The organism is Nocardioides alpinus, from assembly GCF_900112035.1.
Classification (GTDB): Bacteria; Actinomycetota; Actinomycetes; order Propionibacteriales; family Nocardioidaceae; genus Nocardioides; species Nocardioides alpinus.
On record NZ_FOKC01000004.1, the window covers coordinates 205,330 to 225,451 of the forward strand.

At 72.3% G+C, this 20,122-nt stretch carries 22 protein-coding genes; 11 read left to right on the plus strand and 11 right to left on the minus strand.

Annotated features, from left to right (window positions below):
* Positions 1–49: 49 nt before the first annotated feature.
* Genes BM127_RS10830 through BM127_RS10840 form a run of 3 tightly spaced genes read left to right on the plus strand, consistent with a single transcriptional unit; the run spans position 50 to position 1,983 of the window.
* On the plus strand, positions 50–748 hold the full coding sequence (locus tag BM127_RS10830) for a UbiA family prenyltransferase (protein ID WP_091198490.1): 699 nt from the start codon (positions 50–52) through the stop codon (positions 746–748).
* A gap of 21 nt (positions 749–769) precedes the next feature.
* Complete coding sequence (locus BM127_RS10835) at positions 770–1,243, plus strand: hypothetical protein (RefSeq protein WP_091198492.1); 474 nt, start codon at positions 770–772, stop codon at positions 1,241–1,243.
* Positions 1,240–1,983, plus strand: a complete 744-nt coding sequence (locus BM127_RS10840) for a phosphoglyceromutase (protein ID WP_091198493.1) — start codon at positions 1,240–1,242, stop codon at positions 1,981–1,983. Before BM127_RS10835 ends, BM127_RS10840 begins: the two co-directional genes overlap by 4 nt.
* A gap of 256 nt (positions 1,984–2,239) precedes the next feature.
* Here the strand turns inward: BM127_RS10840 and phoU are convergent, their stop codons facing one another.
* Positions 2,240–2,890 (minus strand): phosphate signaling complex protein PhoU, encoded by a 651-nt coding sequence (phoU, locus tag BM127_RS10845; protein WP_091198495.1) that lies wholly within the window; start codon positions 2,888–2,890, stop codon positions 2,240–2,242.
* 119 nt (positions 2,891–3,009) lie between these two features.
* On the opposite strand from phoU, the gene BM127_RS10850 reads away from it, so the two are divergent.
* From BM127_RS10850 to BM127_RS10860, 3 genes are all read left to right on the plus strand, one after another.
* Entirely contained in the window at positions 3,010–4,239 is a 1,230-nt protein-coding gene (locus tag BM127_RS10850) for a sensor histidine kinase (RefSeq protein ID WP_091198497.1), read from the plus strand.
* A complete protein-coding gene (locus BM127_RS10855) occupies positions 4,236–4,913 on the plus strand; it encodes a response regulator transcription factor (RefSeq protein ID WP_091198499.1) in 678 nt (225 codons plus the stop codon). The genes BM127_RS10850 and BM127_RS10855 overlap by 4 nt, the downstream gene beginning before the upstream one ends.
* A gap of 206 nt (positions 4,914–5,119) precedes the next feature.
* Complete coding sequence (locus BM127_RS10860; protein ID WP_231263192.1) at positions 5,120–6,040, plus strand: DMT family transporter; 921 nt, start codon at positions 5,120–5,122, stop codon at positions 6,038–6,040.
* A 6-nt stretch (positions 6,041–6,046) separates the two neighbouring features.
* Here the strand turns inward: BM127_RS10860 and BM127_RS10865 are convergent, their stop codons facing one another.
* The 4 genes from BM127_RS10865 to BM127_RS10880 form a co-directional block, all read right to left on the minus strand.
* Positions 6,047–6,568: a type III secretion system chaperone family protein gene (locus BM127_RS10865; protein ID WP_091198501.1), complete on the minus strand. Its 522-nt coding sequence runs from the start codon at positions 6,566–6,568 to the stop codon at positions 6,047–6,049.
* Complete coding sequence (mshA, locus tag BM127_RS10870; protein WP_231263191.1) at positions 6,565–7,821, minus strand: D-inositol-3-phosphate glycosyltransferase; 1,257 nt, start codon at positions 7,819–7,821, stop codon at positions 6,565–6,567. The genes BM127_RS10865 and mshA overlap by 4 nt, the downstream gene beginning before the upstream one ends.
* Positions 7,822–7,942: 121 nt before the next feature.
* On the minus strand, positions 7,943–8,317 hold the full coding sequence (locus tag BM127_RS10875; protein WP_091198503.1) for a hypothetical protein: 375 nt from the start codon (positions 8,315–8,317) through the stop codon (positions 7,943–7,945).
* A 51-nt stretch (positions 8,318–8,368) separates the two neighbouring features.
* Positions 8,369–9,250 (minus strand): RNase H family protein, encoded by an 882-nt coding sequence (locus BM127_RS10880; RefSeq protein WP_091198505.1) that lies wholly within the window; start codon positions 9,248–9,250, stop codon positions 8,369–8,371.
* Positions 9,251–9,275: 25 nt separating this feature from the next.
* On the opposite strand from BM127_RS10880, the gene BM127_RS10885 reads away from it, so the two are divergent.
* Positions 9,276–10,028 carry an SDR family NAD(P)-dependent oxidoreductase gene (locus tag BM127_RS10885; protein WP_091198506.1) on the plus strand — a complete coding sequence of 251 codons (753 nt, stop codon included), beginning with the start codon at positions 9,276–9,278 and terminating at the stop codon, positions 10,026–10,028.
* 20 nt (positions 10,029–10,048) lie between these two features.
* Positions 10,049–10,738: an aspartate/glutamate racemase family protein gene (locus tag BM127_RS10890; RefSeq protein ID WP_091198508.1), complete on the plus strand. Its 690-nt coding sequence runs from the start codon at positions 10,049–10,051 to the stop codon at positions 10,736–10,738.
* On the opposite strand, the gene BM127_RS10895 is transcribed toward BM127_RS10890, so the two are convergent.
* Positions 10,735–11,619, minus strand: coding sequence for a hypothetical protein (locus BM127_RS10895; protein ID WP_139227714.1), 885 nt, complete (start codon positions 11,617–11,619; stop codon positions 10,735–10,737). The two genes, BM127_RS10890 and BM127_RS10895, sit on opposite strands and share 4 nt — an antisense overlap.
* A 124-nt stretch (positions 11,620–11,743) precedes the next feature.
* On the opposite strand from BM127_RS10895, the gene BM127_RS10900 reads away from it, so the two are divergent.
* Positions 11,744–13,138 (plus strand): OFA family MFS transporter, encoded by a 1,395-nt coding sequence (locus tag BM127_RS10900; protein WP_091198512.1) that lies wholly within the window; start codon positions 11,744–11,746, stop codon positions 13,136–13,138.
* Positions 13,135–13,263 carry an MFS transporter small subunit gene (locus tag BM127_RS23020; protein ID WP_269213067.1) on the plus strand — a complete coding sequence of 43 codons (129 nt, stop codon included), beginning with the start codon at positions 13,135–13,137 and terminating at the stop codon, positions 13,261–13,263. The genes BM127_RS10900 and BM127_RS23020 overlap by 4 nt, the downstream gene beginning before the upstream one ends.
* Here the strand turns inward: BM127_RS23020 and BM127_RS10905 are convergent.
* From BM127_RS10905 to BM127_RS10915, 3 genes are all read right to left on the minus strand, one after another.
* Entirely contained in the window at positions 13,253–14,497 is a 1,245-nt protein-coding gene (locus tag BM127_RS10905; RefSeq protein ID WP_091198514.1) for a class I SAM-dependent methyltransferase, read from the minus strand. The genes BM127_RS23020 and BM127_RS10905 overlap by 11 nt on opposite strands.
* A gap of 225 nt (positions 14,498–14,722) precedes the next feature.
* Positions 14,723–16,021 (minus strand): hydroxyacid-oxoacid transhydrogenase, encoded by a 1,299-nt coding sequence (locus BM127_RS10910; RefSeq protein WP_091198517.1) that lies wholly within the window; start codon positions 16,019–16,021, stop codon positions 14,723–14,725.
* Complete coding sequence (locus BM127_RS10915) at positions 16,018–16,905, minus strand: NUDIX domain-containing protein (RefSeq protein ID WP_091198519.1); 888 nt, start codon at positions 16,903–16,905, stop codon at positions 16,018–16,020. Before BM127_RS10915 ends, BM127_RS10910 begins: the two co-directional genes overlap by 4 nt.
* 30 nt (positions 16,906–16,935) lie before the next feature.
* Here BM127_RS10915 and BM127_RS10920 point away from each other — a divergent pair, with 30 nt between their 5' ends.
* Positions 16,936–17,958, plus strand: coding sequence for an acyltransferase family protein (locus BM127_RS10920; protein ID WP_139227715.1), 1,023 nt, complete (start codon positions 16,936–16,938; stop codon positions 17,956–17,958).
* On the opposite strand, the gene BM127_RS10925 is transcribed toward BM127_RS10920, so the two are convergent.
* Positions 17,894–18,718 carry a lysophospholipid acyltransferase family protein gene (locus BM127_RS10925; RefSeq protein ID WP_091198523.1) on the minus strand — a complete coding sequence of 275 codons (825 nt, stop codon included), beginning with the start codon at positions 18,716–18,718 and terminating at the stop codon, positions 17,894–17,896. The two genes, BM127_RS10920 and BM127_RS10925, sit on opposite strands and share 65 nt — an antisense overlap.
* Positions 18,719–18,755: 37 nt before the next feature.
* Positions 18,756–20,027, minus strand: coding sequence for a geranylgeranyl reductase family protein (locus BM127_RS10930; protein WP_231263190.1), 1,272 nt, complete (start codon positions 20,025–20,027; stop codon positions 18,756–18,758).
* Between the last annotated feature and the right edge of the window lie 95 nt (positions 20,028–20,122).

Sequence of the window (20,122 nt, forward strand, 5' to 3'; positions counted from 1 at the left end):
CTGTGGTGAACCCGCCTCGGGGACGGCGTCGCTGGGACATACTTCCGCCATGTCGACCTCCCCGGCGCTGCTCCTCGTCCGTGCCGCGCACCCACGCCAGGCCGTGGCGACCGCAGCGGTGCTCGCCGCGGCGGCAGCCGTGTCCGGACGCCCGCTGCGCGAGGTCGTGCTGGTGGCCGGCACCGTCCTGGTGGGCCAGTCGATCCTGGGCTGGGCGGACGACCTCACCGACCGCCCGCGCGACCAGCGGCACCGCCCCGACAAGCCGCTCGCCGGCGACGCGCTCGACCCGGGGACGGTGTGGTTCGCGCTCACCTGCGCCGTGCTGCTCGTCGTACCTCTCTCCGTCGCCCACGGCCGGCTGGCCGGGATCTCCTACCTCACGCTGCTCGCCGTGTCGGCGATCGGCGACCGGTTCCTGCACGCGCGGGTGCTGTCGTTCGTGCCGTGGATGGTGAGCTTCGCCCTCTACCCCGCCTTCCTGGCCTACGGCGGCTGGAACGGCGTCGGCACCGACAGCCCGCCCACCGTGGCGCTCACCGTGCTCGCCGCCGCCCTCGGCCTGGGGGTCCACGTCCTCACCGCCCTGCCCGGGCTGGTGCACGACCACGAGGAGGGCGAACGCTCCTTCCCGCTGGTCCTGGCACTCCGCACGGGTACGCCCCGGCTGCTGGTGGGCGCGAGCGTGTTCACCGGCGTCGCGACGGTCGCGATCCTGATCGCAGGGCGCACCGTCGGGCTGAGCTGAACCGACGCTAGGCTGTGGGCCATGCAGCTCCGACCCCTCGCGACCGCCGCTGCGGTGCTCGCGCTCGCCGTTCCGCTGTCCTCCTGCGGCTTCGACTACGCCACGGACCGTGAATACGACGTCAACAGTGGCGCCACCAACCGTGACGGCGAGGTCGACGTCCTGTCCGCCGTGGTCGTCTCGGCCGCCGAGGGCTCCGGGACGTTCATCGCCTCCTTCTCCAACAACGACCCCGCCGCCGAGCAGACCTTCACCGGTGTCGCCGGGGCCGACGGGGAGTCGGTCACCGCGGCGGAGTTCGAGCCCATCACGATCAGCCCCGGCGGGCTGGTCAACCTCGCCGACCCGGCCGCCGGCATCGTGCTGACGGGCGACTTCGGTCCGGGCAACGTCGTCCCGCTGTCGATCGACTTCGGCAACGGCGAGCGGATCTCGCTCAACGTCCCGGTCGTCGCTGACGACACCGGCTACTGGGAAGGCATGGACGCCTCATGACGCACACCCTGATCCTGCTCCGCCACGGCGAGAGCGACTGGAACGCCAAGAACCTCTTCACCGGCTGGGTCGACGTGGCCCTGACCGAGAAGGGACGCGGCGAGGCGGTCCGCGGCGGCGAGCTGCTGCGCGAGGCGGGCGTGCTGCCCGACGTCGTCCACACCTCGCTCCAGCGCCGCGCGATCAACACCGCGGCCCTGGCGCTCGACGCAGCCGAGCGCCACTGGATCCCCGTGAAGCGCAGCTGGCGCCTCAACGAGCGCCACTACGGCGCCCTCCAGGGCAAGGACAAGAAGCAGACGCTCGAGGAGTACGGCGAGGAGCAGTTCATGCTCTGGCGCCGCTCCTTCGACGTCCCCCCGCCGCCGCTGGACGACGCCGACGAGTTCTCGCAGGCAGGCGACCCGCGCTACGCCGACCTCGGCGACGACCTCCCGCGCACGGAGTGCCTCAAGGACGTGATCGCCCGGTTCCTCCCCTACTGGGAGTCCGAGATCGTCCCCGACCTGCAGGCCGGCAAGGTCGTGCTGGTCGCCGCTCACGGCAACAGCCTGCGCGCGCTCGTCAAGCACCTCGACGGCATCTCCGACGAGGACATCGCAGCCCTCAACATCCCCACCGGGATGCCGCTGGTCTACGAGCTCGACGAGTCGATGCAGCCCACCGTCAAGGGCGGGCAGTACCTCGACCCCGAGGCGGCCGCAGCCGCCGCGGCCGCCGTCGCCAACCAGGGTCGCTGACCGGCGCGGACCGAGGACCGAGGTCCGCGCGTGGGGTCGGCGAGATCGAGCAAGCCCCACGGCCGAGGCGCGGTCGCGGGACACCTCCCGCGAGCGGTGGTCCCAGCCACGTTTCCGCGCGCTCGACCCGTACCACCCCCATCCCTGAGGCCCCATGAGCACCAGGGGTGGGGCGAGTCTGTCGCGGTGTGGCCGTTGCAACGCCCCAGTCGCGCGGGAGTCACCGCTGAGGCGGGGACTCCTGCAGCAGCAGACGTCAGTCGCGGTTCGGCTGCTCGCCGGTGACCACGAAGACCACCCGGTTGGCGACCGACACGGCGTGGTCCGCGATCCGCTCGTAGTAGCGGCCGAGCAGCGCGATGTCGACCGCCGCCTCGACGCCGTGCGTCCAGTCGGTGGAGAGCAGCTCGGTGAAGCTGCGCCGACGCAGCTGGTCCATGATCTCGTCGTCGCGGCCCAGCTCGATCGCGGCGTCGACGTCACGGTCGACGATGATGCTGCGCACCCGCCGCACCATGTCCTCGGCCGTCTCGGCCATCCGCTCCATGACCGGGCGCAGCTCGTCGGGCACCGCCACAGCGGGCACGCGCAGGCGGGCGATCTTGGCGACGTGCACCGAGAGGTCCCCCATCCGCTCGAGCTCGCTGACCATCCGCAGCGCGGAGACGATCATCCGCAGGTCGCCGGCGACCGGCTGCTGCAGCGACAGCAGCGCGAAGGCGGTGTCGTCGACCCGCTCGCGGGCGGCGTCGATCGCCTTGTCCCCGCTGATGACCTGGTCGGCGGTGTGGATGTCGCCGGTCATCAACGCCTTGGTGGCCTCGCGTACGGCGATCTCGACCTGTCCGCAGATGTCGGAGAGGTCGGCGAAGATGCCGTCGAGCTGGTCATGGAAAGCCTCACGCATGAGCGCACTGTAGGCAGTCGAAGCGAACAGTTGTACGCAGCCGATGAACGGCGCGTGAACACTGGGCGCCGGGCGTCCATCGGGAGGGTCGGGTCCGGCGCCACGCGTACGATGTGAGCGTGGATCCGACGATGCAGGCTGGTCTGGCCGCGATCGTCGGGGCCATCATGGCGGGCGGTGCGGTGCTCGCGTGGCACATCAGCGACCGCCAGCGCCACACGCTCCCCACCGCCGAGGAGCCCGCCGTGCAGGCCGGTGTCGCCGCGGTCCTCAGCATCCTCCGCTCGAGCGCGGTCGTGGTGGACGAGTCCGACCACGTCCTCAAGGCCTCGGCGCCGGCGTACGCCTTCGGGCTGGTGCGCGGCGACACGGTCGTGGTCCCCGAGCTGCTGGACGTCGTCGCGCAGGTGCGCCGCGACGGGCAGATCCGCGAGAGCGAGCTCGACCTCCCGAGCCCCGACGGGGGATCGGTCCGCACCCTCACCGCCCGCGTCGCGCCGCTGGGTGCACGACTGGTGCTCGCCCTGATCGAGGACCGCACCCGCGAGAAGCGGGTCGAGGCGGTGCGCCGCGACTTCGTCGCCAACGTCAGCCACGAGCTCAAGACGCCCGTCGGCGCGATCCGGCTGCTCGCCGAGGCGGTGACCGACGCCTCCGACGACCCGGAGGCCGTCCAGCGCTTCGCCAACCGGATGCTCACCGAGAGCGACCGACTCTCCAAGCTCGTGCAGCAGATCATCGAGCTCTCCCGCCTCCAGGGCCACGACCCCCTGGAGAAGCCGGTCATGGTCGACCTCGACGCCGCGGTCGCCACCGCCGTCGACACCAGCGCCATGGAAGCCGTCGCCAAGGAGATCACCGTCGACTCCCGCGGAGAGCACGGCCTGGAGGTCTTCGGCTCGCAGGAGCAGATCGGCGCAGCGGTGAGCAACCTCGTCGCCAACGCCGTGGCTTACTCCGGCCGGGGCTCCCGGGTGGTCGTCACCACGCGCTCGAAGGGCGAGCAGGTCCAGATCTCCGTCGTCGACCAGGGCATCGGCATCCCCGCCGAGGACATCGACCGCATCTTCGAGCGGTTCTACCGCGTCGACCCGGCCCGCCACCGCTCCACCGGCGGCACGGGCCTCGGGCTCGCGATCGTCAAGCACGTCGCCGCCACGCACGGCGGCGACATCGCCGTGTGGTCGGTCCAGGGCCAGGGCTCGACGTTCACCCTGACGCTCCCCCGCAATCCCGAGCCGGGCCAGGGGTCGGGCCGCCCGACCACCCCGGTCGAGGTGGTCGGGCCCGAAGAGGCCGCCACGCGTTCCACTCCATCCACCCGCACACAGCAGGAGACCCACAGATGACCCGGGTACTCGTCGTCGAGGACGAAGAGAGCTACAGCGATGCACTCGCCTACATGCTCCGCAAGGAGGGCTACGAGGTGGCGATCGCCGCTGACGGCAACACCGCCCTCACCGAGTTCGACCGGTTCGGTCCGGACATCGTGCTCCTCGACCTGATGCTGCCCGGGGTCCCGGGCACCGAGGTGTGCCGCCAGATCCGCCAGACCTCGTCGGTCCCGGTGATCATGGTGAGCGCCAAGGACGACGAGGTCGACAAGGTGGTCGGCCTCGAGCTCGGCGCCGACGACTACGTCACCAAGCCCTACTCCCCGCGCGAGCTGGTCGCCCGGATCCGCGCGGTGCTGCGGCGCGGCCAGGAGCCCGACCTGATGCCCGACACGCTCGAGGCCGGCCCCGTGCGGATGGACGTCGAGCGCCACGTCGTGACGGTCGACGGGAGCGAGCAGCGCCTCCCCCTCAAGGAGTTCGAGCTCCTGGAGATGTTCCTGCGCAACCCGGGTCGCGTGCTGACCCGCGGCCAGCTCATCGACCGCGTGTGGGGCTCCGACTACGTCGGCGACACCAAGACCCTCGACGTCCACGTCAAGCGGCTGCGCGCCAAGCTCGAGCCCGACCCGGGCGAGCCGAAGTACCTCGTCACCGTGCGCGGGCTGGGCTACAAGCTCGACCTGTGACCCCGGAGGGGTCACAGGTCGAGCGCGCCGACCGCACAGTGGCGCACGAGGAACGAGTGCGGCACGTGGGTGCGGTCGGGTCGAGCGAGCCGGACCGCTGAGGAACGAAGCGGTCAAGGCGTGTCGAGATCGGCGGCGGCGGGATCACGGCGTACGACGTCCGGAATCCGCTGGCGGGTGGTCATGACCGTCCGTAGCCTTGACCCGTGACCACCCCCCAGCCGGTGCTCGTCGAGCCCACCGCCCCCGTCCGCACCGCACCGCCGGCCTGGTTGCCGGTCGCGGCCGGTGGGGTGACGCTGGTGATGTGGGCGTCGGCCTTCGTGGTGATCCGGCACGTCGCGCACGACGTGAGCCCGGGCGCCCTCGGTGCGGGCCGTCTCCTCGTGGCCGCACTCGTGGTGCTGCCGCTGGTCCTGCGGCGCGGCTGGGTGGCCCCGACCCGGCGCGAGTGGACCCTGCTCTCCCTCGGTGGGGTCGGCTGGTTCGGCATCTACAACCTCGCCCTCAACGCCGGCGAGCGGCACGTCGACGCCGGCACCGCCGCGATGATCATCCAGATCGGGCCGGTCATCGTCGCGCTGCTGGCCGTGCCCCTCTTCGGCGAGCGCATGCACGCCTGGCTCATCGCGGGGATGCTCGTCGGCTTCGCCGGCGTGGCCGTGATCGCCCGCGGCTCGACGAGCGATGCCGGCGCCAGCGTGCTCGGGGTCGTCCTCGTGCTGGTGGCCGCAGCGATGTACGCCGTGGGCGTCCTGACGCAGAAGGTGCTCCTGCGGCGGCTCCCGTCGGTGCAGGTCGTGTTCGTGTCGTTCCTGATGGGCGCGGTGATCTGCCTGCCCTTCGCCTCCGACCTCCCGTCGATCGTCGCGGACGGTGGCAGCGAGCTGTGGTGGATCGTCTACCTCGGCGTCCTGCCGACGGCAGTCGCCTTCACCACGTGGGCCTACGCGCTGACCCACACGGACGCCGGTGCGCTGTCGCTCACGACGTTCCTGGTGCCCGGGATCGCCACGCTGATCGCGTGGTTCACGATCGACGAGGTCCCGCCGTCGCTGACCTTCGTGGGTGGCGCGCTGGCGATCGTCGGGGTGCTGATGACGCGGCGCAGGCCGAAGTCCGGCTGACCGGGGTCACGCAGGGTCCGGGCCGACCTCGAGCCAGCCCCGGAACGCCTCGAGGTTGCGGGTCGACTCGCCCCGCGAGATCCGCCACTCCCACTCCTTGCGGATGGAGGAGGCGAAGCCCAGCTCGAGGATGGCGTTGAAGGACTCGTCGGCGTTGGCGAGCACCGAGCCGAGGAGCCGGTCGAGCTCGTCGTGGCTGATCGACGTCAGCGGCAGCCTGGCCTCGAGGTAGATGTCGCCGGTGCGGTCGACCGCGAACGAGACGGCGTACATCCGCAGGTTGCGCTCGAGCAGCCACCGGTAGACGCGGGCGTGGTTCTCGTCGGGGTTGCGGCACACGAAGGCATGGACGCCGAGGGCGTGCGCGCTGACGTCGAGGCGCACCGGGGTCTGGAGCTTCTTCTCGCCCGGAAGGGTCAGCGAGAAGCTGGCGCCCTCGATCGAGTCGCGCACGGTCTCCTCGTGCTCGATCTCGTTGTCGGCGAGATAGGTGCGGATGGTGTCGACCGCCCGCGAGGCGTCACTCATGAGGCCATCTCAGCACGCATCCGGCCGCCGGCCCGTGCGTAGGCCTCGAGGGTCCGCTCGGCGGTGCGCTCCCAGGAGAAGTCCTGCGCGTGGGCGACGGCGCCGCGGCCGAGCCGCTCCACGAGGGCGGGGTCGTCGATGAGGCGGCGCAGGCTGGCGGCCCAGTCGCGGGGCTCGTGGGTGTCGACCAGCAGGCCGCTGATGCCGTCGCGCACCACGGTGGTCAGCCCGCCGACGGCAGCCGCCACCACCGGCGTACCGGTCGCCTGCGCCTCCACGGCCACCAGCCCGAAGGACTCGTTGTAGGACGGCACGGCGACGGCGGTCGCCGCGGACGACCAGACCGCGAGCTCGCGCTGGGTCACGGGCGGCACGAACCGCACGACGTCGCTGATGCCGAGGTCGGCGGCTAGGTCGGCCAGGGCGGTGGGGTGCTCCAGTCCGGAGCCGGACGGTCCACCCACGACGGGTACGACGAGGCGCCGGCGCAGCGACGGGTCCTGCTCGAGCAGCACGCCGACCGCGCGCAGCAGCACGTCGGGCGCCTTGAGCGGCTGGATCCGTCCGGCGAAGAGCAGCACCACCGAGTCCTCGGGCAGGCCGAGCTGGCGACGCGCCTCGGCGCGACCGCGCGGCGCGAAGACCTCGAGGTCGACGCCCGGGTGGATCACCTCGACCGCGTCGGGGCGGGCGCCGTAGAGGTCGACGAGCTGCTGGGCCTCGGTGTCCGTGTTGGCCACGAGCAGGTCGGCGGCCTCGACCACCTGCTCCTCGCCGATGACCCGCGACAGCGGCTCCGGGGTGTCGCCGTCGGCGAGTGCTTCGTTCTTGACCTTCGCCATGGTGTGCATCGAGTGCACCAGCGGCACGTTCCAGCGGTCGCGGGCGAGGGCGCCGACCTGCCCGGACAGCCAGTAGTGGGAGTGGACCGCGTCGTAGTGGCCGAGCGGCTGGATGGCCTCGGCGCGGAGCACCTCGCGGGCGAACGTGCACAGCTGGCCGGGGAGCTCACCCTTGGTCAGGCCCTCGAACGGGCCGGCGGCGATGTGGCGTACGAGCACCCCGTCGGCGGCCTCGACCACCTGGGGCAGGGCCGAGGAGGTGGCGCGCGTGAAGACGTCGACCTCGACCCCCTGCGCCGCGAGCCGCTTGGACAGCTCGATGACGTAGACGTTCATGCCACCCGCGTCACCCGTGCCCGGCTGGTCCAGGGGTGAGGTGTGCAGGCTGATCATGGCCACCCGCTCGCCCACGCTGTCTCCTTCGTCCACGCGCCCCGGAACGGGCACCTCCGGCACAACCCCGCGGGGGGTCGCAGGATTCCCGGGGGCGCCCGGGAGGGTCCGGGGAGGCCCGTGACAGGTCAGCGGCGGGTCAGCGCGAGTGGGCGCCGCCGGCGGCGTGGCGCTCGGAGGACCCGCCGCGTCCGCGGACCAGTGCGGTCGCACCGAGCAGGGCGACCACGATCCCCCAGGCGCCGTCGTACCACGCCGAGCCGGAGGTCCGGAACGCCTCGACCAGCGACAGGGCGAACAGGCCGGACGCGAGGCCGACGACGACGCGCATCCCCGTGGCACCGCTCCTGACGAGCGTGCTGCCGAAGAGCGCAGCGGCCACCATCACGCAGGCGAGGCCGACGAAGCGGAGCGTGGCGGGCAGGGGGTCGCTGCCGCCGCCGAGGAGGGCGTAGAGGATCCACAGCACCCCACCGAGGAGTGCGGCGGCAGCAGAGATCTTCGCGGGAGGCATCCGGGGAGTCTGCCACGGCGGACCCCTCACAGCACGTCCCGGCGACGGGGCTCAGGTCTCGTCGGTGCCCTGGTGGAAGCGTTGCTGCCAGCCGCCACCGACGCGCACCCACAGCGAGCTGCGCAGGGTCGAGCGACCGTCCGCCGACGCCCGCCAGACCAGCAGGATCGCGTCCTGCCCGGCGCGGTCCGTGGAGACCACCTCGAGGTCCACCGGGGGGATCGGTGCGATCGCGTCGAGGAGGTCGTCGCGGGACCACAGCCGCCCCGAGCGGCCGACCTCCTGCCAGTCGGGGTGGAGCAGGGCAGCGACCGCGGCACGGTCAGCGCGCACCTCGTCGCTCAGGAGGGCACGCTCCATCGCGATGACGTGCTCCTCGTCCGTGGGTGCCGCGTCCTCCGCCTCGAGCCCGGAGAACAGGTCGGGCTCCTCCTCGACCTGCCCCACGCTCGCCGCGGGGTGGGCGACGACGCTGTCGGCGAACCCCGGCCCCGGGTCGGGCAGCCGGCCGTCGCGGTAGGCCGTCGCAGCCGCGTTGGCGCGCACGTCGGCGGCCTCGTTGAGCGGGTGCCCCGCGTGGCCCTTGACCCACTCGAACACCACCCGGCGGCCCTGCATCGCCTCGTCGAGCGCCTTCATCAGCTCGACGTTCATCACCGGCTTGCCGTCGCCCTTCTTCCAGCCCTTGCGCTTCCAGCCCTTCATCCACTTCGTGACGGAGTCGATGACGTACTTGCTGTCGCAGAAGACGTGCAGCTCCTCATCGAGGTGCGCGGTCTGCTGGAGGAGGTCGAGGACCGCCATCAGCTCGCCCATGTTGTTGGTGCCGTGGGGCCAGCCGCCGGAGGCCCAGCAGCCGTCGTCGACGTACCACGCCCAGCCGGCCGGACCGGGGTTGCCGAGTGCCGAACCGTCGGCCGCCGCGATGATCATCGGGCCATCTTGGCAGGATGGGTGCATGACCCAGGACCTGACCCAGACCCGCACCGCCGTCGTCACCGGTGCCTCCAGCGGCATCGGCGCGGCGAGCGCCCGCGCGCTCGCTGCGCAGGGCTTCCGCGTCGTGTGCGCGGCCCGGCGCACCGACCGGATCGAGGAGCTCGCGGCTGAGATCGGCGGGGAGGCCGTCACCTGCGACATCAACGACGCCGACTCGGTGGCCGCCCTCGCCGCGGCGGTGCCCGTCTGCCACGTGCTGGTCAACAACGCCGGCGGCGCGGTCGGGGTGGACCGGGTCGAGGACGCCGACCTCGACGACTGGCGCTGGATGTACGACGTCAACGTGCTCGGGCTGGTGCGCGTCACCCAGGCGCTGCTGCCCGCGCTGCGGGCCAGCGGCGACGCAGTGATCGTCAACGTCGGCTCGACGGCCGGACGCTGGGCCTACGAGGGCGGCGCCGGCTACACCGCTGCCAAGCACGCCGTGAAGGTCGTCTCCGAGACGCTGCGGCTCGAGCTCAACGGTGAGCCGATCCGGATCTGCGAGGTGGCACCGGGGATGGTGCGCACCGACGAGTTCGCGCTGGTCCGCTTCGGCGGCGACCGCGAGAAGGCGGACGCGGTGTACGCCGGGGTCGACCAGCCCCTGCTCGCCGAGGACGTCGCCGACGCCATCTCCTGGGTCGCCACCCGGCCCTCGCACGTCGACATCGACGAGCTGGTGATCAAGCCCCGCGCCCAAGCAGCGGCACACAAGGTGCACCGGTCCTGAGAGGTGGCAGACTGCCGCGCGTGAAGACCATCGGACTCGTGGGCGGCATGAGCTGGGAGAGCAGCGCGGTCTACTACCGCGACCTCAACCTCGGGATGCGGGAGCGGCTCGGCGGCCTCTCGTCGCCCAAGCTGGCCCTGACGACGGTCGACTTCGCCGAGGTCACCCACCTCGAGGACGACGAGCGCTGGGACCAGGTGGGCGCGCTGCTCGCCGAGGCGGCCCGGGGGGTCGAGCGCGCGGGCGCCGACTTCCTCCTGCTCTGCACCACGACGTTCCACAAGGTCGCCGACCAGGTCGAGGAGGCCGTGGGCATCCCGGTCCTCCACCTCGCCGACGTCGTCGCCGCGGCGGTGCAGGCCGCCGGCGTGGAGACGGTCGGGCTGATCGGCACCAAGGTGGCGATGTCGGAGTCCTTCTTCGTCGACCGGCTCGAGAGCCACGGCCTGAAGGTCGTCGTGCCCGACACGGCCCACCACGACTTCCTCAACGACGCGATCTACGAGGAGCTGGTGCACGGGGTCGTCCTGCCCCGCACCCGCAGCCGCGTGGTGTCGATCATCGAGGAGCTGTGGGACGCCGGCGCCGGTGGCGTGCTGCTCGGCTGCACCGAGCTCGAGCTGCTGGTCAAGCAGGCCGACGTCGAGCTCCCGGTCTTCCCGTGCACGACGCTGCACGTCCAGGCCGCGCTCGACGCTGCGCTGGGCTAGAGCGGGATCCCGCGTGCGGTCGCGAGCCAGCGCAGGCTCGTCCAGACCGGTGAGCGCAGGTCGGTCATGCCCGCCTCCGGCGGCAGCGGGACAGCCAGCACCTCCGACCGCGCGCCCTCGGTGCTGACCAGCAGGTCCCGCCCGGCCAGCGCGATCCCCTCACCCTGGTCCTGCTGCGGCAGGTCCCACGACGAGACGGGCTGCCAGGACGGGTACGCCGAGAGATGGGCCGCTGAGTAGGTCCGCATGACCACGCCGCCCCCGCCCGGCAGGAAGGTGGCGTCGGTGACGATCCCCGGCGCCTCGGCCACCTCCACCAGACGGTTGGCCCGGTCGGCGCGCAGCGGCGACGGAGCGGCGTACACGCTGCCGGAGAAGACGCCCTTGGTCACGATGAAGAGCTGGCCGGTGAGCGGGTGGCTGAGGAGTGCCTCCGCGTCGCGCGCGCCGTCGGGGTAGACGAGCTCGTACGCCCGGGGCGAGGTGGTGGTCCGGCCCCGGCCGACCGGGACCCGCAGGACCTCGACCGAGGTCCGGGCGCGCTGGTTGTCGCCGATGTCGCCCACCCAGACGTGCCCCGGGCCGGCCGGAGCCAGCGCCTCGACGTCCGTGGGCTCGGGGGTCCACGACGTCACACCCACGGTGTCGCCGGTGGCCGGATCGACCGTGAAGACCCGACCCGCGTCGCCCGAGTCGTTGGTGGTGACGACCAGGCCGGCGCCCGTCGGGCCGGCGAGCGCGACCAGCCCGCTGGACTCGACGATGTCGGGATCGGTGAACCGGAAGACCGCGTCGTCGGTGGCCGGAGTGCCGGCAGCCGCGCCGAGCAGGAAGGGCGCGACGACGCAGGCGCCGATCGCGAGTCGTCGTCCCTGCACCACGCCGCCCACCGTATCCGGGGACGCCCGACCGACCGCCGGACCGACCGCCGTACCCCCCCTGGGGGTAGGTGACACGTCAACCACCTCTCCGTAACGTGTCTGGTCACCCTCGGGAAGGAACTCCATGTCGGTCCTCGACAAGCAGGCGATCGTTGCGCGACCCGGTTACAGCCGTTGGCTGATCCCGCCGGCCGCGCTCGCGGTGCACCTCTCCATCGGCCAGGTCTATGCGTTCTCGGTCTTCAAGAACTCCCTGGTCGCCTCCTTCGACACCAGCCTCACCGCGATCGGCTGGGTGTTCTCGATCGCGATCGTGATGCTCGGCCTGTCGGCCGCAGTGCTCGGCACCTGGGTGGAGCGCTCCGGCCCTCGCAAGGCCATGCTCGCCTCCGCGATCTGCTGGGGCACCGGCTTCGTCGTCGGCTCGGCCGGCATCGCGACCGGCCAGCTGTGGCTGCTCTACCTCGGCTACGGCGTGATCGGCGGCATCGGCCTCGGCATCGGCTACATCTCGCCGGTGTCGACGCTGATCAAGTGGTTCCCGGACCGGCCGGGCCTGGCCACCGGGATGGCGATCATGGGCTTCGGTGGTGGCGCCCTGATCGCCTCGCCGCTGTCCAACCGCCTGATGAGCCTGTACGACCCCGACTTCGTGGCCACCGAGCCCGGCGCGGTCGCCTCCGGCACGGCGCTGGCACAGACGTTCCTCACGCTCGGCGTGATCTACACGCTCTTCATGCTCATCGGAGCCGCGTTGGTCCGGGTCCCGCCCGGTCACGGTGACGACAGCACCGCCGAGCACTCCCCCGGCACCAACGGGGCCCTGGTGCGCGCGTCCTCGGCGATCCGGACGCGACAGTTCTGGCTGCTGTGGGTGGTGCTGTTCTGCAACGTCACGGCCGGCATCGGCATCCTCGAGCAGGCGGCACCGATGATCCAGGACTTCTTCCGCGAGGACGGGTCCAGCGCCATCACCGCAGCAGCCGCCGGCGGCTTCGTCGGCGTCCTGTCGCTGGCCAACATGAGCGGCCGCTTCGTCTGGTCGAGCCTCTCGGACCGGATCGGGCGCAAGCCGACGTACGTCATGTACCTCGGCGTCGGCCTGGTGTTCTACCTGCTCCTCGCCCTCTTCGGCAGCGCCTCCCCGGTGATCTTCGTCGCCCTGGCCGCCGTCATCATCTCCTTCTACGGCGGTGGTTTCGCGACCGTCCCGGCCTACCTCAAGGACCTCTTCGGGACCCTCGAGGTCGGCGCGATCCATGGCCGCCTGCTCACCGCGTGGGCAGCCGCAGGCGTGGCGGGTCCGCTGATCGTCAACGGCATCCTCGACAGCGTCGGCGAGCCGGGCAACCTGGTCGCGGCCGACTACCGCCCTGCACTGCTGACCATGGTCGGCGTGCTCGCGGTCGGCTTCGTGGCCAACCTGCTGATCAAGCCAGTGTCCGACACCCACTTCGACCACGACGCGCACGCCGCCAACGAGGAGCGCGTCGCCGACCGCCAGGAGGCCACCCGATGAGCACCGCCGACGAGACTCCCACCAGCCCGCTCCTCATCACCCTCGCCTGGCTGCTGGTGGGGGTGCCCCTGGCCTACGGGCTGTGGCAGACGCTGGTGCGCGCCTCGGCGCTCGTCAACGGCTGAGGAGCTCGCCGAGCCGGGGCCGGACGTCCCACGCGGCCAGCAGGTCGTCGTACTCCCGGGCCGCCGCGGTCTCGACCTCGCTCGTGCCGCGGTGGCTCGCCCGGCCCCGCATCCGCACTGCTCGCAGCAGGGTGTTGCGGGGCGTGTGGGCGCTCTCGACGAACTCCACGACGTCGACCCGGTAGCCCTCGCGTCGCAGCAGCGAGGCCCGCAGGGCGTCGGTCAGGGTGTCGGCGAAGCGCTCGCGCAGGATGCCGTAGCGGGTGAGCATGGCGTAGGGCCCCGGCGCCTCGGTGGTGCGCAGCTGCGCAGCGATGTCGTGGTGGCAGCAGGGCGCGGCGAGCACCAGGGACGCCTCCCACTCCACCGCCCGCGCGAGCGCGTCGTCGGTCGCGGTGTCGCAGGCGTGCAGGGCCAGTACGACGTCCGGCGGGCGGGTGAGCTGCGCGTCCGCGATGGAGCCCACGACGAAGTCGGCGTCGATGCCGAGCCCCGCCGCGACCTGCGCGTTGTGGTCGGCCGACTGCTGCTTGACGTCCACGCCGGTCATCCGCACCGGCAGCCCACGGCCGCCCTCCTCGACGGACGCGGTGAGGAACCGGTGCGCGGCGAAGGTGAGGTAGGCGTTGCCGCACCCGAGGTCCACGACGCGCAGCGGGTCGTCGGCGGTGGGCGTCCGCACCTGTTCCTGGGCCATGGCCTCGGTGAGGCTCGCGTCGAGCAGGCGCAGGAACTCCTCGACCTGGCGGTACTTCGCCTGGCGGGTCGGCTTCACCCGGCCGTGCGCGTCGCTGATCCCCAGGGCGACCAGCACCGGGTCGTCCTCGGCTAGCAGGCGGCCCTTGGCCCGGTCGTGCGCGTGCGACACCTCGACCGCCTCGGCGCGGGCGGAGGTGTGCAGCAGCGGCGCGCCCTTCTTGGTCACCCGCAGCTGGTGGGTCTCGGTGGTCGTGTCGACGTGCCAGTGGGCGAAGGGCTCGGCGAGCAACGCGTCGAGCGCCGCCTCCGCTGCCTCGCCGAGCGCGTGGTTGGCGGTGTGCGCCTGCGTGGCGTCGTACGACGTCACCTGCAGGTGGCTGCCCGCCTTGAGGTCGACGACCCGGATCTCGAGGCGCTGCACCTCCCGACCGCCGACCACCGGCTGCGGCTGTCCTCTGCGGCGGCCGCTGGCCAGGGCCCGCACGAGCTGGTCGGCGTCGAGGATCGCCGCCCGGAGCCGAGCGAGCTCGCTCACAGGACCGCAGCGAGGACGACGATGAGGATGAGGGCCGCGAGAGCCACCGGGATCACGAGTCGGCGGTGGCGGGGGTTCATCCGCCCATCCTAGGTCGACAGGTGGCAGGGGTCCGCACAGAACTGCGGCCGTACGACAACCAGGAGGCCCCCTGACCCGTCGTACGGCCGCAGTTCCTCTGGACGTCCGGGGCGACGGCCCCGACGCCTCGGTCGCCGCCCTTGCTCACCAGTGCTCGAGGGACCCCGCGAACACCGTGGCGAGGTCCTCGCCGGTGACCTCGATGGGCGCGGTCGCCAGCAGGCGCTGCTGCTTGAGGGCACCGTCGACCAGATCGCCGACGTCGGCGGCGCCGTAGCCGAGCTCTGCCAGCCCGCTCGGCAGGCCCACGTCGCGCATCAACCCGCGCAGCACGGACGGCAACGTGTCGCGCCCGAGCGGCACGTGTTCTCCGGAGGAGGGACCACCCAGCAGCTCAGCCGCCCGGAGGTGCCGCTCGGGCGAGGCCTCGAAGAGCAGTGCGAAGGCAGCGGGCGCGGTCATCACCACGGCCATGCCGTGGGGCACGATCGGCTCGTCGGCGGGATAACCGGCGGGGCGGTAGTCGCGCACCCGCCCCGCGACGGGGTAGGCGCAGGCGTGCGGCACGTGCACCCCCGCGTTGCCGAACCCGAGGCCGGCGAAGGTGGCGGCCAGCGCCATCTGCTCACGCGCCTCGGCATCCGAGCCGTCGCGCACCGCCCGGCGGAAGGAGCCGGCGAGGAGCGAGAGCGCCTTCTCCGACCACATGTCCGCGATCGGGTTGGCTCCGCAGTAGGGCACCCGCTGACCCGGCTGCTTGGCGTCGAAGTCGGCGAACCACCGGGCGGTGTAGCTCTCCAGCGCGTGGCACAGGATGTCCATCCCGCACGAGGCGGTCACCAGCGGCGGCTGCGTCATGGTGAGGCCCGGGTCGACGACGGCCAGCGTGGGTCGGAGACGGGCGTGCGAGATGCCGGTCTTGACCTTGAGGGCGAGCACGTCGAGGACACAGATCGTCGTCGACTCCGCGCCGGTGCCGGTCGTGGTGGGCACCGCGACCAGGGGCAGCAGCGGCTGCTCCGGCGGCCGGCCGGCGCCGACCGGTGCGTTGACGTAGTCCATCAGCTCGCCGGGGTTGGTCAGCAGCAGGTCGACCGCCTTGGCCGTGTCGATCGCCGAGCCGCCACCCACGGCGACGACCGCGTCGAAGGGGCCGGAGTCGCGCGCGAAGGCGATCGCCGCCTCCATCGAGGCGTCCGTGGGCTCGACCCGCGTTCCCTCGAAGACGGCCACGTCGAGGCCCACCGCCCGGATCCCGTCGGCGATCCTCGCCGGGTGGCCGGTCGCGGCGACGCCGGGGTCGGTCACGAGCAGCACCCGCCGGGCCGAGCCGCCGGCCGTCGTCGCGGGGACCAGCTGCTGCAGGTCCCAGCCGATCTCGTCGCTGGCTCCCCGGCCGAACTTCAGGCCCGGCGCGGCATAGGTGAAGACCGACTCGCTCACGAGACCGTCCTCAGAGCGTGGCGTACGACGTCGAGCACCTCGACCGCGCCCGACTCGATGTCGGCGACCGGCACCCAGGCGGCGGCGTCGGTCGTGCCGTCGACCTCGAGGACGCGCGGCGCACCGTCCCCGACCGTGGCGCCGAAGATCAGGTGGACGCCGTGGTAGTCCTCGATCCGTCCGGACGGGGCGTTGCCGAAGAAGTGGGTGTCGTGCACGCCGACCAGGCCGGTCACCTCGCAGGGCAGGCCGCACTCCTCCTCGACCTCGCGCGCCAGCGCGACCGCGGGGTGCTCGCCGTGGTCGACCCCGCCGCCCGGCAGCGTCCAGCGCCCCGGGTGCGCGGCGCGCGCGGACAACCGGGTCAGCAGCACCTCGTCCGCCCGCCGCGCGACGGCGTACGCCGCCACCCGCTGGAGGCGGAACGGCAGGTGGTCGACCAGCGCGTCTGTCACGAGGCCGGTGACCGGCACTGCGCGCGACACCACGTCGTCGAGCGGCTTCCAGGCCGCCTCGCTGGTGGACCCGTCGACCTCGAGGACGCGGGGTGCGGGCGCGTCCGGCGCGGCCCACCCGTCGTAGACGATGCGGATGGCGTGGGCGTCCACCAGCAGCCCGTCCCTCGACGCCCGTGGCAGGTGCGCGCTGTAGACGCGTGCGGTCTCACCCACCGTGGCCTCGAGCCCGGTCTCCTCGTGGATCTCGCGGATCACGGCTGCCCGAGGGTCCTCGCCGTGGTCGATCCCACCGCCCGGCAGGGTCCACAGCTCGGTGCGCGAGACCCGCGGCGAGAGCCGGCTCAGCAGGAGCTCGACCCGCCCCTCGCGTTCGCGGAGCATGACGGCGTACGCCCCCACGCGCTGGCGCCTCGGAAGGGATCCCATGGCTCCAACCTAGTGAAGTAGCGTGTGCGCGTGGCTCCCCCGTCCCGTGATCCGTGGCTCGACAACGTCAAGATGGTCCTGGTCACCCTGGTCGTCGTCGGGCACGCGATCGGGCTGGTGGAGGAGACCCAGGGCAGCCACTGGGTCTACGACTTCATCTACCTCTGGCACATCCCCGCGTTCGTGTTCGTGAGCGGCTACCTGTCGAAGTCCTTCGAGTGGGACCGGCGCCGGATGAAGAGCCTGCTCTACACCCTGGCGATCCCCTACCTGCTCTTCGAGCCGGCGCTGTTCTACTACCGCCGCGAGGTCGTCGGGGAGGACGTGACCGGTCCGCTCTGGCTCGAGCCGCACTGGACGATGTGGTACCTCATCGTGCTGCTGATGTGGCGGCTGATCACCCCGATCCTCAAGCTGCACTGGCTCTTCCTGCCGCTCTCGGTCGTCGTCAGCCTGCTGGGCGGTCTCTGGGACACCGACGCCCTGATGATCCCCCGCTTCCTCGGGCTGCTGCCGTTCTTCGTGCTCGGCCTGCACCTCAAGCCGCGGCACCTCGCGCACCTCGACGACGTGTGGGTCCGGGTCGCCGCCGTGCCCACGCTCGTCGGGATCGGGATCATGGCGGTCTACACCGACACGTGGGCCGAGACCGCCCTGCTCTGGTACGACACCGGCTACAACGAGATCCCGATCGACAACGAGATCGTGTTCCAGACCCGGCTCACGATCATGATGGTCGGGCTGCTCGGCGCGTTCGCGGCGATGTCGCTCGTGCCCCGGCGCTCGCTCGGCTGGTTCACCACGATGGGCACCGCGACCATGGTCGTCTACCTGTTCCACGGCTTCGTGATCAAGACCGTCAAGGTCCTGGGGTGGCCGGACTTCACCGCGACCTATCCCGTGACGGGCCTACTGCTGACGATCCTGGGGGCGATCGCACTCACGCTCGTGCTGGCCAGCCCGCCCGTACGCCGCGTGCTGGAACCCTTCACCAACCCGCTCGGATGGCTGGAGGCTCGCCGGGCCCGGCACAGGGCCCCCACGTCGGTCTGACCGCCGCCCGCGGCACCACGTCGAGGTGGGCCGCCTCCTCGCGCGTCGGGGCGTGGCCGCCCAGGTGGGCCGGGTGCCACGGGGCGAGCTCGCCCGGCTGGGGGACGTGGTGGGGCAGGCATTGGAGCGCCTCGAGCTGCTCGGTGAGCAGTCCTCCCAGCCGACCGGTCCACGCCGTCAGGTCCTCCCCGGACGAGACGGTCACGGGCTCGCCGAAGGAGATGTCGACCCGACGCCCACGCGTGAGGCTCGGGCGCGGCTTCCTGCCGCGCGCATCTGGGACACCGACGGACCAGACGCGCTGGGAGCCCCAGATCGCCACGGGCACCACCGGCACCCCCGTCTCCCGGGCCAGACCCGCCGTGCCGCGCATCAGTGAGCGCACCGTGTAGGAGTAGCTGATCCCGGCCTCGGGGAACGCGCACACCGCCTCGCCGTTGCGCAGCAGGCGCCGAGCCCTGAGGTACGCCGCTGCCGGTGCCTCGCGGTCCACGGGGACGTGCTGCATGCGGTCCATCGCCGCTCGGACGACCGGCACGTGCCAGATGTCGTGGCGGCACATGAAGCGCAGGTAGCGGCCACGCGTCACGGCGGCCTGCTCGATCATCACGAAGTCGGGATAGCTGACGTGGGTGGCGGCCAGCAGGACCGGGCCGCTCGGCGGGAGGTGCTCGATCCCGCTCCACCGCGTGTCCACGCCGAGCAGGCGCAGCGCCGCCCGGCCCAGGAGGTTGGTGGCGCGGTAGACGGGCTCGCTCATGCCTGTCGTTCGTCGTGCAGCCGCGACCGGATGTGGCTCACGCGAAGGGTGGCCGGGCGTCGCGCGCCATCGACCGCCGGCCGGCCCAGCGCCACACCCGGGCAGCGCGGTCGCGGTCGGCGTCGTCGACGAGGTTGCCCATCCAGCGCAGCGCCAGGGTCATCAGCCAGTCCGAGCGCATGCCGGCGGGCCCCAGGGCGGCGACCACCTTGGGCTGGGTCGCGATCCCGGCCAGACGACGGGCGATGGAGAAGGACTCCCCGTAGTGCTCGACCAGGGTCGAGCGCCAGGCCTCGCCGAGGCCCGTGCCGCTCGCGATGTGCTCGGCGACGAAGCGCCCCGTCTCCAGGCCGTAGTCGATGCCCTCGCCGTTGAGCGGGTTCACGCACGCCGCGGCGTCGCCGATCAGTGCCCAGTTGGGCCCGGCCACGTTGCTGACCGCACCACCCATCGGCAGGAGCGCGGAGGTCGGCGCCCGCAGGTCGCCGGAGAGCCCGAAGTCCTTGCCGATGGTGTCGGCATAGGTCTGCATCAGGGGCTTGATCGCCACCTCGGCCGGGCGCGCGCTGGTGGCGAGGGTGCCCGCGCCGAGGTTCACCGTGCCGTTGCCGAGCGGGAAGATCCAGCCGTAGCCGGACACCAGCTCGCCCTGCTCGTCGCGCAGCTCGAGGTGGGAGCTGATCCAGGGGTCGTCGGACTGCTCGGAGTCGACGTACGACCGGCCGGCGACCGCGTAGACGGTGTCGCGGTGCCACTCGCGACCGAGGATCTTGCCCAGCGGGGACCGGACGCCGTCGGCGACGACCAACCACTGGCAGGCGATCTCGTAGTCCTCCTCGCCGCCGGTCGAGGTGCCGGCCTGCGAGCCCCGAAACCTCACCGCCGCGATCCGCTCACCCTCACGTCGTACGCCGACCGCGCGGGCGCCGTCGACCGCTCGGGCGCCGCTGGTGATGGCCACCGAGCGCAGGTGGTCGTCGAGCTCGGTGCGCGCGACCGCGGATCCCCAGTCGGGCAGCGAGCCGCCGGGCCACGGCAGCAGCAGGGTCTGGCCGAAGCCGTGGGCGCGGAGCCCCTCGTTGACCGTGTGGGAGCGCAGCCAGTCCTCGAGACCGAGCTTCTGCATCTCCCCGATCGCGCGCGGGGTGAGGCCGTCACCGCACGTCTTGTCCCGCGGGAAGGTCGCCGCATCGGCCAGCACGACGTCGAGTCCGGCACGCGCCGCCCACGCGGCGGCGGCCGATCCGGCGGGTCCGGCACCGACGACGAGGACGTCGGCCGAGGTGGGCCGCGCGGAGGAGGTGGTCACACCCGAAATTGTCTCAGGCACGTGGGCGGTGGGCGGCACGTGCCCTCGTAAGACTCTCGTAAGCCGCCGGCACCCGCTGCGGTCGGGCGTCGCTG